Genomic DNA, 15,574 nt, shown 5'->3' on the forward strand with positions numbered 1-15,574 from the left:
TCCGGGGGCGTTGCGAGTGTGCCGCAATCCGTTGGGCGCGTCATCCGGGGGCGGTCAGGCCAGGCGGGCGGGGGAGAGCATCGCGGCGGACAGACCGAACTGCTTGAGGTGCTCGGGCAACGACTCACCGCGCACCAGCGCCGCGCTGGCCTGGCCCATCGCCGGCGAAGTCTGGATACCGTAACCGCCCTGGGCCGCGACCCAGAACAGCCCCGGCACCTGCGGATCGAACCCGGACAGCAAATCACCGTCGGCGACGAAACTGCGCAGGCCGGCCCAGGTGCGGGTCGGGCGGCGGATGGTCAGGGTCGTCGCTTCTTCGATCTGGTAGATGCCCATGGCGATGTCCAGTTCTTCTGGCTGCACGTCGTGCGGCTCGACCGGGTCGGCGTTGGCAGGCGAGCCGAGGAACATGCCGGCGTCGGGCTTCATGTAGAACGACTCGTCGAGGCTGACCAGCATCGGCCAGTGGTGAATGTCGACGCCTTCTGGGCCGGCGAAGATAAACGCCGCGCGGCGCTTCGGTTGCAGGCCCAGGGGCCGGGCGCCGGCCAGGGCACCGATTTTGTCAGCCCAGGCGCCTGCGGCGTTGATCACAATGGGTGCGCTGAAAGTCTGGCCGTTGGTCTGGACTTGCCAGACGCCGTCGGCATCTTGGTTCAGTCCGAGCACTTCGCAATCGGTCAGGACTTGCCCATTGTTGCGACGGATGCCGCGCAGATAGCCTTGGTGCAGCGCATCGGTGTCGATGTCGCTGGCGGTCGGGTCGTAGATCGCACCGTGGACTTTTTCCTGGCGCAAGATCGGCAGTCGCACGCACGCTTCTTCCGCGCTGAGCAGTTGCATCTCCGGCACGGTGGCCTTGGCGCTGAGGTACTGATTGTTCAGCTCGGCGGCGTCGCCGGTGAAGTCCACGGTCATTTCGCCGCGCGGGGTGAGCAGCGGGTGTTCACAGAAACCACTGGGCGGGTTATCGAAAAATGCCCGGCTGGCCTGGGTCAGTGCCCGAACCTGCGGGGTGCCATAAGCAGCGGTGAACAGTGCGGCGGAGCGCCCGGTGGAGTGATAGGCGGGATGCGACTCGCGCTCCAGGACCACGACCTTGCCATGTTGCGACAGCCAGTAACCGGTGGACGCGCCGGCAATCCCGCCGCCGATGATGATGAAATCTGCATGACTCATGAAAATCTCCGGTGTCAGCGCTGCAATTGATAAACGGCGTTGGCCAGGGCGATGTCTTCAAGGCCCAGACCGATGGAGCGGAAGAACACGTGACGGTTGTAATCCGGACGCTGCACTTTTTCGCTGAGCAGGTCCGCGAGGTCACCGATGATCGCGCTGTTGTCCCAGCCATGTTGTTCGGTGGCGATCAGCATCTCGCCGGCCGAACCCGGTGTGGTCAGACGATAGTCGCAGAACACCTGCATGTCGTTGAGGCTCTGCGGCGGCACTTCGTGCGCGCGTGGGGCATTGGTGCTGATCGAGGTGATCAGCGCCGGTTTGCTCAAGGTCGCCGGGTCGATCACAGGTCCTGCGGACGAGGTGCAGAGCATGATCACATCGGCTTCGGCGATGGCGGCTTCGCGGCTGCAGGCGATGCTCACCCGTGGATCGAGGGCTTGCAGTTGGCGGGCGGTCGCCGCGTCTTCGCTCAGGGTGGGCGAATACACGTTGATGCTCTGCCATTCACGCGACGTTTTGACGTAGTGCAGATGCGCCTGAGCGACCTTGCCGCTGCCGATGATTGCCAGACGGGAGGCGTTCAAGAGGGCGAGGGCGTCGACGGCGACAGCTGTGGTTGCCGCCGTGCGGGCGGTGGTCAGTTCGCCGGCATCGCAAAGTAGCAATGGCTGACCGGTTTGCATCGACATCAACAGCGTCCATGCCGTCACCAGCGGGCCTTGTTCGCGAACGATGTATGGCGAGGTCTTGACCCCGTACACGCCATCTTCAGCCAATACGCCCAGATAGTTGATGAAGTCCCCGGCGCCCTGGGGAAATTCCACCAGTTGCTGCGCCGGTTGCACCGCATGCCCGGCCGCCAGATCGCGGAACAGCTTGCGCAGGATCTGCGGCACATCGATCCGGGCCAGAAGCTCGCGGGCCTGGGTTTGATCAATCACGTACGGCGTGCTGGACATGTCGGACTCCGGAGACTGTTTATAAACTAATTTGTCCATTATGGACTTTTAGTTTTATTGAACAATATCCGGGCGAAAAAAAAGCGCAGTCCGTTGCCGGCTGCGCTTCTCTTTATAGCGTCGCTTACTGTGGACGCTTGCGCTCAACCGCCCGCAACAGATGGGTCGGTGGCGTTTCGCAGCTGATCTTGCGACCGAGTTTTTCTTCGATGGACGGCAACTGATAGGAGTCGTCTTCACCGGCGAAGCTGATCGACACGCCATCGGCACCAGCCCGACCGGTACGACCGATGCGGTGCACGTAGTCGTCCGGGACTTCCGGCAGGGTGAAGTTGATCACGTGGCTGATACCGTCGATGTGGATGCCGCGACCGGCCACGTCAGTGGCCACCAGCACGCGGATCTTGCCTTCGCGGAAGCCTTCCAGCGTCTTGATCCGTTTGTGCTGCGGCACGTCGCCGGACAGTTGCGCGGCGTTGATGCCGTCGCGCACCAGGCGTTCCTCGATGCGCCGCACTTCATCCTTGCGGTTGGCGAACACAATGACCCGCTCCCAGCCGTTGTCGTTGACCAGGTTGAAGAGCAGTTTGTATTTGTCGGCACCGGCCACCGCGTAGATGTGCTGTTCGACGTTCTCGTTGGCCACATTGGTGACTTCGATTTCGACGATCGCAGGATCGGTGGTCCACTGCTTGGCGAGGTTCATCACGTCATCGGTGAAGGTCGCGGAGAACAGCAGGGTCTGGCGTTCGCTTTTCGGCGGGGTTTGGCGAATGATCTGCCGTACCTGCGGGATGAAGCCCATGTCGAGCATGCGGTCGGCTTCGTCCAGCACCATCACTTCGACCATGTCCAGGTGCACGTCGCCGCGCTGGTTGAAGTCGAGCAGACGGCCCGGGGTTGCGACGAGGATGTCGCAGTGGCGGGCTTCGAGGTGCTTGAGCTGCTTGTCGAAATCCATGCCGCCGACGAACGTCATGACGTTTAGGCCGGTGTACTTGGTCAGGTCTGCGGCGTCCTTGGCGATCTGCACCACCAGCTCACGGGTCGGCGCGATGATCAGCGCCCGTGGCTCGCCCATGTAGCGCTCTTTCGGCGGCGGGGTCTGCAACAGCTGGGTGATGATCGAAATCAGGAACGCGGCGGTCTTGCCGGTGCCGGTCTGGGCGCGGCCGATGGCGTCTTTGCCGGCGAGGGTGAAACCCAGCACCTGGGCCTGGATCGGCGTGCAATACGGGAAACCCAGGTCGTGGATGGCGTGCATCAGTTCCGGGGCGAGTTTGAAATCGTGGAAACGGGTCTTGCCTTCCTGTGGCTCGACGACGAAATCTTCGAGTTTCCAGGGAATGACCGGCGCCTTGGGCTTCGGTTCGCGGCGTGGCTTGGCAGGTTTGGGTGTTTCGCTGCGGGTGCTTTCTGAAGCGGGAGCTGAAACAGCAGCGGGTGCCGGTTCGCGTTTCGGTGTGGCTACAGGAGCCTGGCGGTCCGCCGGTTTGGCATCGCTGCGATGACCGGGGGCATGCGACGGCGCACTGGGAGCTGGCGCGAGCTGCTCAGCCTCGCTTTTTCCGAACATCTTCTTGAGTGCTTTGAGCACGGTCATCTCATCAATTGGTTAAGGAATGTACGCCGGCCAGTGTAATGCAAGAAACGGGCGCGGCGTAGTGGGATGATCAAAGGGGCCCGACCACTTGAAAATCGAGCCCCGAACGATCAGCGCAGGCGTTCGCTCAGCCACACGCCGATGTCGCGAATTTCTTCGGGTAACACTTCGTGCTCCATTGGGTATTCCTGCCATGTCACGGTGACACCATGGGCCTTGAGGTACTCATACGCCGTGCGGCCCATGGAGTTCTGCACCACGTTGTCGAACTGGCCGTGCAGCGCCAGCACCGGAATCCGTTGCTGGCTGGCGGACAGCTCCAGTTCGTCGTTGAAGGTCGGCGCGTAGGTCGACAACGCCAGCACGCCACCCAACGGTCCCTGCCATTTCAGAAAAGCGGTGTGATAGACCACGGCACCGCCCTGGGAAAAGCCGGCGAGGAAAATCCGCGAAGCGTCTATTCCGCTGGCGCGCTGTTGTTCGATCAATTCGATGACGTGGTCGGCGGACGCTTCAAGCTCATCCCGGTCGATGGCCCGAGCCGGGCTCATGGCCTTGATGTCGTACCAGCTCGGCATGGCATAACCGCCATTTATTGTCACCGGGCGGGTCGGTGCCTGGGGCAAAACGAAGCGCGTGCTCAGCAGGCTTTCCTGCAAGGCCTCGGCCACCGGCAGAAAGTCGTAGCGGTCGGCGCCGAGGCCGTGCAGCCAGATCACGCAGGCGTCGGCTGCCTTAACAGGCTGAAGAATCAAGGGCTCGGTCATGGCTGCTCCAAAAATGTGCGGGCGCTCTCATTAAGTGCGTGATTGGGGTGCGCGCCCGGTTGATCCGTTAAGAAGATGTCGCAAGGCTACAAGTTTTGCTATTGACCTGTCGCTCAATCGCTTCAGCGAGCGGTGTGGTACGGGCTTTGCTATGAGGTAGTCGTGCAATCGATCTCGCGCCTGGCGGTAACACTATCAGTGAACGCTTGGCGACGGGATAGCAAAGAATCCGGTGATGGATGTTCGCCAATGGCCGCAACGGGCTTAGCGAACGTGAAAGGGCTACCGCCCGTTCGGCCGAATGGTGAGAAGTGAGTTGTCCATGATGTGGATTTTCTCCTACTAGACTCATAGCGAAGGTCCTGCGTCGGTTGACCCTATAAAAAGCCAACACGGGTCAACAACGCCTCAAAAGGGTGCGACTGGACTCAAGCTCCGACACAACAAGAGCAAAACTGGAGGTTTGAATGAAGATGTTGAAATCCACGCTGGCGATCGTGACTGCTGCTGCAGTACTGGGTGTCAGCGGGTTCGCTCAGGCGGGTGCAACCCTGGATGCGGTACAGAAGAAAGGTTTCGTGCAGTGTGGCGTCAGCGACGGTCTGCCAGGCTTCTCCGTACCGGATTCGACCGGCAAGATTCTCGGCATCGACGCCGACGTCTGCCGTGCCGTGGCCGCTGCCGTGTTCGGCGATGCGACCAAGGTCAAGTTCAGTCAATTGAACGCCAAGGAGCGCTTCACCGCGCTGCAGTCCGGCGAGATCGACATCCTGTCGCGCAACACCACCATGACCAGCTCCCGTGACGCAGGCATGGGCCTGAAATTCCCAGGCTTCATCACTTACTACGACGGCGTGGGCTTCCTGGCCAACAACAAGCTGGGCGTGAAGAGTGCCAAGGAACTGGACGGCGCAACCATCTGCATTCAGGCCGGTACCACTACCGAGCTGAACGTCTCCGACTACTTCCGCGCCAATGGCCTGAAGTACACCCCGATCACTTTCGACACCTCCGATGAAAGCGCCAAGTCGCTGGAGTCCGGTCGTTGCGATGTGCTGACCTCCGACAAGTCCCAGCTGTTCGCCCAGCGCAGCAAGCTGGCTTCGCCGAAGGACTACGTGGTTCTGCCGGAAACCATTTCCAAGGAACCTCTGGGCCCGGTCGTGCGTAACGGCGACGACGAGTGGCTGGCCATCGTTCGCTGGGTTGGCTACGCGCTGCTCAACGCTGAAGAAGCCGGTATCACTTCGAAAAACGTACTCGAAGAAGCCAAGTCCACCAAGAACCCGGACGTTGCACGTCTGCTGGGTGCTGACGGCGAGTACGGCAAGGACCTGAAACTGCCGAAGGACTGGGTGGTGAAAATCGTTTCCCAGGTGGGTAACTACGGCGAAATCTTCGAGAAAAACCTCGGCAAGAGCACTCCGCTGGAAATCGACCGTGGCCTGAACGCGCTGTGGAACAACGGCGGCATTCAGTACGCACCACCAGTGCGCTAATGGTTCTATCACCCGGCGGGCCAACCGCCGGGTGATGTTCTGTTCCATTTCTTGCGGGGCACTTCATGCAAAATTCAATCGGCGCACCAAAGCAGAGGTTCAGCCTCAGCGATCCGCGTGTGCGTGCGTGGCTATTCCAGATCATCACCGTCGTGGCGGTGGTCGCCATGGGCTGGTATCTGTTCGACAACACCCAGACCAACCTGCAGCACCGGGGCATCACGTCCGGGTTCAGCTTTCTGGAGCGCAGTGCCGGGTTCGGCATCGCTCAACACCTGATCTCCTACACCGAAGCGGACAGCTATGCCCGCGTGTTCGTGATCGGCCTGCTCAACACCTTGCTGGTGACCTTCATTGGCGTGATCCTGGCGACTTTGCTGGGTTTCATCATCGGTGTGGCGCGGCTGTCGCCGAACTGGATCATCAGCAAGCTGGCGACCGTGTATGTGGAAGTCTTCCGCAACATTCCGCCGCTGCTGCAAATCCTGTTCTGGTATTTCGCGGTGTTCCTCACCATGCCGGGGCCGCGTAACAGTCACAACTTCGGCGACACTTTCTTCGTCAGCAGCCGTGGCCTGAACATGCCGGCCGCGCAGATGGCCGACGGCTTCTGGGCGTTCGTGGTCAGCATCGTGGTGGCTATCGTTGCGATCGTGCTGATGAGCCGCTGGGCCACCAAGCGTTTCGAGGAAACCGGCGAGCCGTTCCACAAGTTCTGGGTCGGCCTGGCAATGTTCCTGGTGATCCCGACGCTGTGCGCGCTGATCTTCGGCGCGCCACTGCACTGGGAAATGCCGAAGCTGCAAGGCTTCAACTTCGTCGGCGGCTGGGTGCTGATCCCGGAACTGCTGGCCCTGACCCTGGCCCTGACCGTGTACACCGCGGCGTTCATCGCCGAGATCGTGCGTTCGGGGATCAAGTCGGTCAGCCACGGTCAGACCGAAGCGGCCCGTTCGCTCGGCCTGCGCAACGGTCCGACCTTGCGCAAGGTGATCATTCCGCAAGCGCTGCGCGTGATCATTCCACCGCTGACCAGCCAATACCTGAACCTGGCGAAGAACTCCTCGCTGGCGGCCGGTATCGGTTACCCGGAAATGGTTTCGCTGTTCGCCGGCACCGTGCTGAACCAGACCGGTCAGGCGATCGAAGTCATTGCCATCACCATGAGCGTGTACCTGGCGATCAGTATCAGCATTTCCCTGCTGATGAACTGGTACAACAAGCGCATTGCGCTGATCGAGCGGTAAGGAATAGCGCATGAGTACTCATACTTTCAAACCCGACATGCCACCGCCGGCCAAGGTCTTCGGCCCGATGGCGTGGATACGCGCGAACATGTTCTCCAGCTGGCTCAACACCCTGCTGACCCTGTTTGCGTTCTACCTGATCTACCTGGTGATTCCGCCACTGCTCAGCTGGGCGATCTTCGATGCCAACTGGGTCGGCACTACCCGCGCCGACTGCACCAAGGCGGGCGCTTGCTGGGTGTTCATCGAACAGCGTTTCGGCCAGTTCATGTACGGCTACTACCCGGCGGATCTGCGCTGGCGCGTGGACCTGACCGTGTGGCTGGCGGTCATCGGTGTGGCGCCGCTGTTCATCAAACGCGTGCCGCGTAAAGCGGTGTACGGGCTGAGCTTCCTGGTGATCTATCCGATCGTTGCCTGGTGCCTGCTGCATGGCGGCGTGTTTGGCCTGAGCGCCGTTGCCACGAGCCAGTGGGGCGGCCTGATGCTGACCCTGGTGATCGCCACCGTCGGTATCGCCGGCGCGTTGCCGCTGGGGATCATGCTGGCGCTGGGACGACGCTCGAACATGCCGGCCATTCGTGTGGTCTGCGTGACGTTCATCGAGTTCTGGCGCGGCGTGCCGCTGATCACCGTGCTGTTCATGTCGTCGGTGATGCTGCCGCTGTTCCTGCCTGAAGGCATGAACTTCGACAAGCTGCTGCGGGCACTTATCGGCGTGATCCTGTTCCAGTCGGCCTACGTCGCCGAAGTGGTGCGCGGCGGTCTGCAAGCGATCCCCAAAGGTCAGTACGAAGCCGCTGCCGCCATGGGCCTCGGTTACTGGCGCGCCATGGGCCTGGTGATTCTGCCGCAAGCCCTGAAACTGGTGATTCCCGGCATCGTCAACACCTTCATCGCGCTGTTCAAGGACACCAGCCTGGTGATCATCATCGGCCTCTTTGACCTGCTCAACAGCGTCAAGCAAGCCGCTGCCGATCCGAAATGGCTGGGCATGGCCACCGAAGGCTACGTGTTCGCCGCCCTGGTGTTCTGGATTTTCTGTTTTGGTATGTCGCGCTATTCCATGCATCTGGAACGCAAGCTCGACACTGGCCACAAGCGTTAGGAGTTTTTTCGATGAGCGAAGCAATCAAAAAGCCAGTGGGCCCTGAAGGCATCATTCAGATGCAGGGCGTGAACAAGTGGTACGGCCAGTTCCACGTGCTGAAAGACATCAACCTCAACGTCAAGCAGGGCGAGCGTATCGTGCTGTGCGGCCCGTCGGGTTCCGGCAAGTCCACCACCATCCGCTGCCTGAACCGTCTGGAAGAACACCAGCAGGGCCGCATCGTTGTCGATGGCGTGGAGCTGACCAACGACCTCAAGCAGATCGAAGCGATCCGCCGTGAAGTCGGCATGGTGTTCCAGCACTTCAACCTGTTCCCGCACCTGACCATTCTGCAGAACTGCACGTTGGCGCCGATGTGGGTGCGCAAGATGCCCAAGCGCAAGGCCGAGGAAATCGCCATGCACTATCTGGAGCGCGTACGTATTCCGGAGCAGGCGCACAAGTTCCCGGGACAATTGTCCGGCGGTCAGCAACAGCGTGTGGCGATTGCCCGCGCGCTGTGCATGAAACCGAAAATCATGCTGTTCGACGAACCGACCTCGGCACTCGACCCAGAGATGGTGAAGGAGGTTCTCGACACCATGATCGGCCTGGCCGAAGACGGCATGACCATGCTTTGCGTGACCCACGAAATGGGCTTCGCCCGCACTGTGGCCAACCGGGTAATCTTCATGGACAAGGGCGAAATCGTCGAGCAGGCGGCACCGAACGACTTTTTCGACAATCCGCAGAATGATCGGACCAAGTTGTTCCTGAGTCAGATTCTGCATTGATCCGATTCAGGCATTGAAATAAACCCGGACTCAGTTCCGGGTTTATTTTTGCCCGGATTTTACCGATTGCCCTGTTTAAAAAATCTGACTACCCTGTCAGCAAATTCATCCCATGATTGGATGACAGGGCGAATTACATGTCTGAAAACTCTTTATTGATCAAACGATCCCTGGTCGATCAGGCCCTGGATCAATTGCGCCAGCGCATCACCGACGGCACGTGGCAGGTCGGTCAGCGTCTGCCGACTGAACCCGAGCTGTGCGCTGAGCTCGGCATCAGCCGCAATACCGTGCGCGAGGCGATGCGGGTATTGGCGTTCTCCGGGCTGATCGAAATCCGTCAGGGTGACGGCAGTTACTTGCGGGCGGTGGTCGACCCGATGGACACGCTCAAGGCGCTGTCCAAATGCTCACTGGATCAGGCCCGGGAAACCCGGCACATCCTTGAGGTCGAGGCCATCGGCCTGGCGGCGTTGCGTCGTACCGATGAGGATCTGGCGGGCCTGCGCGAGGCGCTTGGTGTTGCCGGCAGCCACTATCACGGCGATCTCGACAGCTACATCGCCTGTGACCTGGTGTTTCACCGTCGTCTGGTGGACGCCGCTCACAACCCGACCCTCAGCGAGCTGTACCGCTACTTCTCCAGCATCGTCGGTGCGCAATTGCGCCAGACCCTGAACATCGTCCCTCGTCGACAGGAAGTCTTCGATTTGCACATCGCCCTGTTCGAAGCCGTCGAACAGCGTGATCCGGAACGGGCCAAAGCCCTGTCGAGGCAACTGATCAATGAACCCTGAAACCGAGAAAACCATGTCCCGCCCTGAAGCCATCAACGCCCCGAAGCGCACCGCCGAACTGGAGGAGTTGCTGATCGATGCCGAGGCTGACGATGAACAGGTGCAACAAAGCCATCCGCTGGTGCGCCGTCCGTGGCTGTTGCTGCTGGGGCTGATTCTGGTGGCGTTGAACCTGCGCCCGGCGTTGTCGAGCATGGCGCCGCTGCTCAGTGAAGTGTCGAAAAGCCTCGGCTTGTCCGCCGCTCAGGCAGGCTTGCTGACGACGTTGCCGGTGCTGTGTCTTGGCCTGTTCGCCCCGCTGGCTCCGGTGCTGGCGCGGCGTTTCGGTGCCGAGCGGGTGGTGCTGGGGATTCTTCTGACACTGGCCGGCGGCATCATCCTGCGCAGCAATTTCGGTGAAATCGGTCTGTTCGCCGGCAGCATTCTGGGTGGCGCGAGTATCGGCATCATCGGCGTCTTGCTGCCCGGTATCGTCAAACGCGACTTCGCCAAACACGCCGGCACCATGACCGGTGTCTACACCATGGCCCTGTGCCTGGGTGCGGCGATGGCGGCGGGCTCAAGCGTGCCCTTGAGCGAACACTTCGATCACAGCTGGGCCATGGGGTTGGGGTTCTGGGTCATTCCAGCGCTGGTCGCGGCGGTGTTCTGGCTGCCGCAAATTGGCCAGAAGCACGGTGCACACAATGTTGCGTATCGAGTGCGCGGGCTGCTGCGTGATCCGCTGGCCTGGCAGGTGACCTTGTACATGGGCCTGCAATCGTCGCTGGCCTACATCGTGTTCGGCTGGTTGCCGTCGATCCTCATCGGTCGCGGGCTGACACCGACCCAGGCCGGCCTGGTGCTGTCCGGTTCGGTGATCATTCAGCTCGCCAGCTCCCTGGCAGCACCGTGGCTGGCCACACGCGGCAAGGACCAGCGACTGGCGATCGTGGTAGTGATGGCGCTGACCCTCGGCGGACTGTTCGGTTGCCTCTTTGCGCCGATCGAAGGCCTGTGGGGCTGGGCGATCCTGCTGGGGCTGGGGCAGGGTGGTACGTTCAGCCTGGCGCTGACTCTGATCGTGCTGCGCTCGCGGGATTCTCACGTCGCGGCGAACCTGTCGAGCATGTCCCAGGGCTTCGGCTACACCCTTGCATCCATGGGTCCGTTCGCGGTCGGCGTAGTGCATGACTGGACCGGTGGCTGGAACGCCGTGGGCTGGATCTTCGGCATCGTCGGTGCGGGTGCGATCCTCGCCGGCCTCGGTGCCGGGCGCGCGTTGTACGTGCAGGTAGTAAGCGAAAAGGTCTGATACGCACACACTGTCGGTATTCGGAATGCGAATGCCGATAGTGTTTCGGGCGTTTGCGGATTATCGTGCTGGCAATCTGTACCTTTCCTGGAGATTGCCCATGAGTGAAGAAGCCCACAGCGCGTTGATCACCCGTTTCTATCAGGCTTTCCAACGCCTCGACGCCGAGGCCATGGCCGCCTGCTACACCGACGACGTGGTGTTCAGCGACCCGGCCTTCGGCGAGCTGCGCGGGCGCGATGCCGGCGACATGTGGCGCATGCTCACCACGCGGGCCAAGGACTTCTCCCTGACCTTCGACAACGTCCGCGCCGACGAGCGCAGCGGCGGCGCCCACTGGGTAGCGACCTACCTGTTCAGCCAGACCGGCAACGTCGTGATCAACGACATCCAGGCACGCTTCGTCTTCCGCGACGGCAAGATCTGTGAACACCGCGACCACTTCGACCTGTGGCGCTGGTCCCGTCAGGCGCTGGGTTTCAAGGGGCTGCTGTTGGGCTGGACGCCGCTGGTGCGCAACGCCGTCCGCGCCCAGGCGCTGAAAGGGCTGAAGGCATTTCAGGCAAGTCGCTGATAAGATCGCGACCTGTTTTCCTTACGCCTGAATTGTCCCGTGACCAGCCTCAGCGAAAATCCTCTCGATGCCGACGTTCCAGTGAGCAAATCCTGGTTCGTCTACCTCGTACGCGCCGCCAACGGTTCGCTGTACTGCGGGATCAGCGATGATCCCGTGCGCCGCTTTGCCAAGCACCAGAGTGGCAAGGGCGCGCGATTCTTTCTCTCGAGCCCGGCGATGGCGCTGGTTTATACCGAGCGTTGCCGTGACAAGAGTGATGCGTTGCGCCAGGAACGGTTGATCAAGAAACTCAGGAAGAGTGCGAAGGAATGTCTGGTGGCGTCTTATCGGCCGGACTGATCAGGTGCGAACGGTAGAAACCCCTGCACATCGAAGCGGCGCTTTCAGGCAAACGACAGGCGAAAAAAAACCGCCTTTGCGGGGCGGTTTTTCTGTAAACCTCGGTTTGCGGCCGGATTTACTGATCTCACAGGAGATATTGACGTAGACCGAGAGTATTCCTCTTTGCTTCACTGAGCAAGCTTGGAGACACGCCTACCCAAAAAACTCAATTTTGAGTTTATTTGTTTAAGCGAAGGTTCAGAAAACCCGATTACGATCCGTCTGCTCACATGACAGTGCAACCAATGAGGTCTGGCCGATCGGCGTAACGGTTTCATGCCCTCTGACACGGAGTTGCTCCCGTGCCGGAATGATTTTTCAGGGGGTATCACAACCGGCCGCCTCACAGGGGATATTGACGTGTCTTCCGAAGGCGTACGTGGTCCGGTAAGCACGCTGGAGGTTTGGCCCCCAACCGGAGGCCAAAACGTATGAAGCTTTTGCTGCGTACTCTGAGCCTCGTATGGAGGTCGTTCAAAGCGTTTCGCTTTTACGAGTTCCTGCGAGATCACTTCGATGACCTGATGTAAGACCATTGCAGTGGGAAAACCGTCTCGGTTTCGGCGGAGGCGGTTTTTTCGAGCACTCTCAGGTGCCTTATCAACCTGACTGATGAGTTCTCATCAGCCGGATCCGTAGGCTGCGAACGAATTGCGCGCTAAGCTGCCGGTTCACTTCCTGTGCGGCGGAGCCGAGCATGTCCGAGTTGATTCTGCATCATTACCCGACCTCTCCCTTTGCCGAAAAGGCCCGGTTGTTGTTGGGGTTCAAGGGCTTGTCCTGGCGTTCGGTGCACATCTCGCCGGTAATGCCGAAACCGGATCTGACCGCCCTGACCGGTGGCTACCGCAAGACCCCGGTGCTGCAGATCGGCGCCGACATCTATTGCGACACTGCGCTTGTCGCCCGCCGCCTCGAGCAGGAAAAGGCCCAGCCTTCGTTCTTCCCGGAAGGTCAGGAAATGATCGCCGCCAGTTTCGCCGCCTGGGCCGATTCTGTGGTGTTCCAGCACGCAGTGAGCCTGGTGTTTCAGCCGGAATCGGTGGCAGTGCGTTTCGGCAAGTTGCCGCCGGAAGCCATCAAGGCGTTCCTCGCCGATCGTGCCGGACTGTTCAGCGGTGGCAGCGCGACCAAGTTGCCAGCCGAACAGGCCAAACATCAATGGCCAACCATCATGGCGCGCCTGGAACAGCAGCTGCAGCGTGAAGACGGGGACTTCCTGCTCGGTGAGCCGTCGATAGCCGACTTTGCCATGGCGCATCCGCTGTGGTTCCTCAAGGCAACTCATGTAACCGCACCGTTGGTGGATGACTATCCGGCGGTGTCCGCGTGGCTCGGGCGGGTGCTGGGCTTCGGTCATGGTGCAGCCAGTGCGATGAGCTCCGAAGAGGCGCTGGAGATTGCGCGCGATTCGACGCCGGCGGCGTTGCCTGATGAGCATTTTGTCGACCCGAACGGATTCGAAGCGGGCCAGCAGGTTGTGATCGCGGCCACTGACTACGGTGTTGATCCGGTTGCCGGGGAGCTGGTATTTGCCGGTCGTGAAGAGCTGATCCTGCGCCGTGAAGACGAACGCGGTGGCGTGGTGCATGTGCACTTCCCGCGGTTCGGTTTCCGAATCGAGAAACGCTGAAACAAACGAGGGAGCCGATTGGCTCCCTCGTTCATTTCAGTGCGGCGAGAATGTCGTCCGGATCAAACCCGCGAATCAACGTGCCATTGACGTCGATCAGCGGGATTCCGCGTCCGCCCAGCGCTTCGTACGCCTTGCGCGCCTCGGCGTCCTTCTCAATGTCGAATTCCTTGAACGGAATGCCTTTCTGATCGAGAAAACGCTTGGTCTGCTTGCAGTAGCCGCACCAGTCGGTGGTGTACAGCACCACTTTGGCGTTGGCGCGGACCTGCTCGGACGCCATCTGCGATGGGTTGAACACCCGTTCGATCTTGCCCCAGTTCTGGTAGACCACGACCACCAGCAACACCAGCGCAACCTTCTTCAGCACATTGCCGAGCATCAGTTACGGCGCTTCAACTGGTCGGTGAGCGAGGTGGGCAAACCTTTGATGACCAGGGTGCCGGCCTCTTCGTCGTATTCGATCTTCGAGCCCAGCAAGTGCGCCTCGAAGCTGATCGACAGGCCTTCGGCGCGGCCGGTGAAACGACGGAACTGGTTGAGCGTGCGCTTGTCTGCCGGGATCTCCGGCGACAGGCCGTAATCCTTGTTACGGATGTGATCGTAGAACGCTTTCGGACGTTCTTCGTCGATCAGCTCCGACAGTTCTTCCAGGCCCATCGGTTCGCCGAGCTTGGCCTGGCTGCTGGCGTAGTCGACCAGGGTCTTGGTTTTCTCGCGGGCGGAATCTTCCGGCAGGTCTTCGCTCTCGACGAAGTCGCTGAAGGCCTTGAGCAGCGTGCGGGTCTCGCCCGGACCGTCGACGCCTTCCTGGCAACCGATGAAGTCACGGAAGTATTCCGAGACTTTCTTGCCGTTCTTGCCCTTGATGAACGAGATGTACTGCTTGGACTGCTTGTTGTTCTGCCACTCGGAGACGTTGATCCGCGCTGCCAGGTGCAATTGGCCGAGGTCGAGGTGGCGCGACGGGGTCACGTCCAGTTGATCGGTCACCGCCACGCCTTCGCTGTGGTGCAGCAGCGCGATGGCCAGGTAATCGGTCATGCCTTGCTGGTAGTGGGCGAACAGCACGTGGCCGCCCACCGACAGGTTCGACTCTTCCATCAGCTTTTGCAGGTGCTCGACCGCGACTTTGCTGAACGCGGTGAAGTCCTTGCCGCCCTCCATGTATTCCTTCAGCCAGCCGCTGAACGGGAATGCACCGGACTCCGGATGGAACAAGCCCCAGGCTTTGCCCTGTTTGGCGTTATAGCTTTCGTTGAGGTCGGCGAGCATGTTTTCGATGGCGGCGGACTCGGCCAGTTCAGAGTCACGGGCGTGCAGGACTGCGGGCGTGCCATCGGGTTTTTTGTCGATCAGGTGGACGATGCAATGACGGATCGGCATGGGCTTCTCGGCAAGTGAAAGGGAGGAGGGCGGGCTCCCCCGAAAAAGCGCTCAGTGTACCGCAACCACTGGTTTTGGCGCGGGTTGAAGGGCAATTCGGGGTCATGGGGCGGCGCGTATGCATTTATTTACCGATTTAGCGCAATAAACCTGACCATTTGGCTAGCTAGAGGCGGATATTTCCTTGTCTCTGTGCTAGTTTTGCCCGGTCTTACGCGTAGTCACTGCGTTAAGCGTGCATTCAGCATTTGTCAGGTCGAACCAAACCCTGATTTCGGCATCTATAACCCCGACTCGTCGTGGTTATCGCCGAGGGTGCCAGATCCAGAAGATCGGGCTCGATGGCTGACACTGCACTCTGCAAT

General features: G+C 60.5%; 15 protein-coding genes. 9 read left to right on the plus strand and 6 right to left on the minus strand.

Going from position 1 to position 15,574, the window contains the following annotated elements:
- Positions 1-54: 54 nt before the first annotated feature.
- The 4 genes from CAF87_RS08260 to CAF87_RS08275 form a co-directional block, all read right to left on the minus strand.
- The gene (locus CAF87_RS08260) at positions 55-1,182 is read right to left on the minus strand and encodes an FAD-binding oxidoreductase (protein ID WP_085729710.1); all 1,128 of its coding nucleotides are present in this window, start codon (positions 1,180-1,182) and stop codon (positions 55-57) included.
- A gap of 14 nt (positions 1,183-1,196) precedes the next feature.
- Positions 1,197-2,141 carry an ornithine cyclodeaminase family protein gene (locus CAF87_RS08265; RefSeq protein ID WP_085729711.1) on the minus strand — a complete coding sequence of 315 codons (945 nt, stop codon included), beginning with the start codon at positions 2,139-2,141 and terminating at the stop codon, positions 1,197-1,199.
- A gap of 124 nt (positions 2,142-2,265) precedes the next feature.
- Entirely contained in the window at positions 2,266-3,744 is a 1,479-nt protein-coding gene (rhlB, locus tag CAF87_RS08270; RefSeq protein WP_085729712.1) for an ATP-dependent RNA helicase RhlB, read from the minus strand.
- Between the two features lie 110 nt (positions 3,745-3,854).
- Positions 3,855-4,511, minus strand: coding sequence for an alpha/beta hydrolase (locus CAF87_RS08275; RefSeq protein WP_085729713.1), 657 nt, complete (start codon positions 4,509-4,511; stop codon positions 3,855-3,857).
- A 467-nt stretch (positions 4,512-4,978) separates the two neighbouring features.
- Between CAF87_RS08275 and CAF87_RS08280 the strand changes: the two genes are divergently transcribed.
- The 9 genes from CAF87_RS08280 to CAF87_RS08320 all read left to right on the plus strand — a co-directional run bounded on the left by CAF87_RS08280 (position 4,979) and on the right by CAF87_RS08320 (position 13,823).
- Positions 4,979-6,010 (plus strand): amino acid ABC transporter substrate-binding protein, encoded by a 1,032-nt coding sequence (locus CAF87_RS08280; RefSeq protein ID WP_085729714.1) that lies wholly within the window; start codon positions 4,979-4,981, stop codon positions 6,008-6,010.
- Between the two features lie 65 nt (positions 6,011-6,075).
- Positions 6,076-7,257: an amino acid ABC transporter permease gene (locus CAF87_RS08285; RefSeq protein ID WP_085729715.1), complete on the plus strand. Its 1,182-nt coding sequence runs from the start codon at positions 6,076-6,078 to the stop codon at positions 7,255-7,257.
- Positions 7,258-7,267: 10 nt separating this feature from the next.
- A complete protein-coding gene (locus tag CAF87_RS08290; protein WP_085729716.1) occupies positions 7,268-8,365 on the plus strand; it encodes an amino acid ABC transporter permease in 1,098 nt (365 codons plus the stop codon).
- A gap of 11 nt (positions 8,366-8,376) precedes the next feature.
- Complete coding sequence (locus tag CAF87_RS08295) at positions 8,377-9,141, plus strand: amino acid ABC transporter ATP-binding protein (protein WP_003221897.1); 765 nt, start codon at positions 8,377-8,379, stop codon at positions 9,139-9,141.
- A 137-nt stretch (positions 9,142-9,278) separates the two neighbouring features.
- Complete coding sequence (locus CAF87_RS08300) at positions 9,279-9,938, plus strand: FadR/GntR family transcriptional regulator (RefSeq protein WP_085729717.1); 660 nt, start codon at positions 9,279-9,281, stop codon at positions 9,936-9,938.
- On the plus strand, positions 9,928-11,232 hold the full coding sequence (locus CAF87_RS08305; protein ID WP_085729718.1) for a CynX/NimT family MFS transporter: 1,305 nt from the start codon (positions 9,928-9,930) through the stop codon (positions 11,230-11,232). Before CAF87_RS08300 ends, CAF87_RS08305 begins: the two co-directional genes overlap by 11 nt.
- Before the next feature lie 100 nt (positions 11,233-11,332).
- Positions 11,333-11,806, plus strand: coding sequence for a nuclear transport factor 2 family protein (locus tag CAF87_RS08310; RefSeq protein ID WP_085729719.1), 474 nt, complete (start codon positions 11,333-11,335; stop codon positions 11,804-11,806).
- A 39-nt stretch (positions 11,807-11,845) separates the two neighbouring features.
- A complete protein-coding gene (locus CAF87_RS08315; RefSeq protein WP_085647749.1) occupies positions 11,846-12,148 on the plus strand; it encodes a GIY-YIG nuclease family protein in 303 nt (100 codons plus the stop codon).
- 739 nt (positions 12,149-12,887) lie between these two features.
- Positions 12,888-13,823, plus strand: a complete 936-nt coding sequence (locus CAF87_RS08320; RefSeq protein WP_085729720.1) for a glutathione S-transferase family protein — start codon at positions 12,888-12,890, stop codon at positions 13,821-13,823.
- Positions 13,824-13,854: 31 nt separating this feature from the next.
- Here the strand turns inward: CAF87_RS08320 and CAF87_RS08325 are convergent, their stop codons facing one another.
- On the minus strand, positions 13,855-14,205 hold the full coding sequence (locus tag CAF87_RS08325; protein WP_085729721.1) for a glutaredoxin family protein: 351 nt from the start codon (positions 14,203-14,205) through the stop codon (positions 13,855-13,857).
- On the minus strand, positions 14,205-15,209 hold the full coding sequence (yejK, locus tag CAF87_RS08330; protein ID WP_007957356.1) for a nucleoid-associated protein YejK: 1,005 nt from the start codon (positions 15,207-15,209) through the stop codon (positions 14,205-14,207). The genes CAF87_RS08325 and yejK overlap by 1 nt, the downstream gene beginning before the upstream one ends.
- Positions 15,210-15,574: the final 365 nt, after the last annotated feature.

Origin of the sequence: Pseudomonas sp. R38(2017) (assembly GCF_002112395.1) — a bacterium.
In the GTDB taxonomy this organism is placed as follows: domain Bacteria; phylum Pseudomonadota; class Gammaproteobacteria; order Pseudomonadales; family Pseudomonadaceae; genus Aquipseudomonas.

Bases quoted from the DNA above. Each gene is read 5' to 3' on its own strand.
- CAF87_RS08260 (WP_085729710.1), bottom strand. From the start codon at position 1,182: ATGAGTCATGCAGATTTCATCATCATCGGCGGCGGGATTGCCGGCGCG.
- CAF87_RS08265 (WP_085729711.1), bottom strand. From the start codon at position 2,141: ATGTCCAGCACGCCGTACGTGATTGATCAAACCCAGGCCCGCGAGCTT.
- rhlB (WP_085729712.1), bottom strand. From the start codon at position 3,744: ATGACCGTGCTCAAAGCACTCAAGAAGATGTTCGGAAAAAGCGAGGCT.
- CAF87_RS08275 (WP_085729713.1), bottom strand. From the start codon at position 4,511: ATGACCGAGCCCTTGATTCTTCAGCCTGTTAAGGCAGCCGACGCCTGC.
- CAF87_RS08280 (WP_085729714.1), top strand. From the start codon at position 4,979: ATGAAGATGTTGAAATCCACGCTGGCGATCGTGACTGCTGCTGCAGTA.
- CAF87_RS08285 (WP_085729715.1), top strand. From the start codon at position 6,076: ATGCAAAATTCAATCGGCGCACCAAAGCAGAGGTTCAGCCTCAGCGAT.
- CAF87_RS08290 (WP_085729716.1), top strand. From the start codon at position 7,268: ATGAGTACTCATACTTTCAAACCCGACATGCCACCGCCGGCCAAGGTC.
- CAF87_RS08295 (WP_003221897.1), top strand. From the start codon at position 8,377: ATGAGCGAAGCAATCAAAAAGCCAGTGGGCCCTGAAGGCATCATTCAG.
- CAF87_RS08300 (WP_085729717.1), top strand. From the start codon at position 9,279: ATGTCTGAAAACTCTTTATTGATCAAACGATCCCTGGTCGATCAGGCC.
- CAF87_RS08305 (WP_085729718.1), top strand. From the start codon at position 9,928: ATGAACCCTGAAACCGAGAAAACCATGTCCCGCCCTGAAGCCATCAAC.
- CAF87_RS08310 (WP_085729719.1), top strand. From the start codon at position 11,333: ATGAGTGAAGAAGCCCACAGCGCGTTGATCACCCGTTTCTATCAGGCT.
- CAF87_RS08320 (WP_085729720.1), top strand. From the start codon at position 12,888: ATGTCCGAGTTGATTCTGCATCATTACCCGACCTCTCCCTTTGCCGAA.
- CAF87_RS08325 (WP_085729721.1), bottom strand. From the start codon at position 14,205: ATGCTCGGCAATGTGCTGAAGAAGGTTGCGCTGGTGTTGCTGGTGGTC.
- yejK (WP_007957356.1), bottom strand. From the start codon at position 15,209: ATGCCGATCCGTCATTGCATCGTCCACCTGATCGACAAAAAACCCGAT.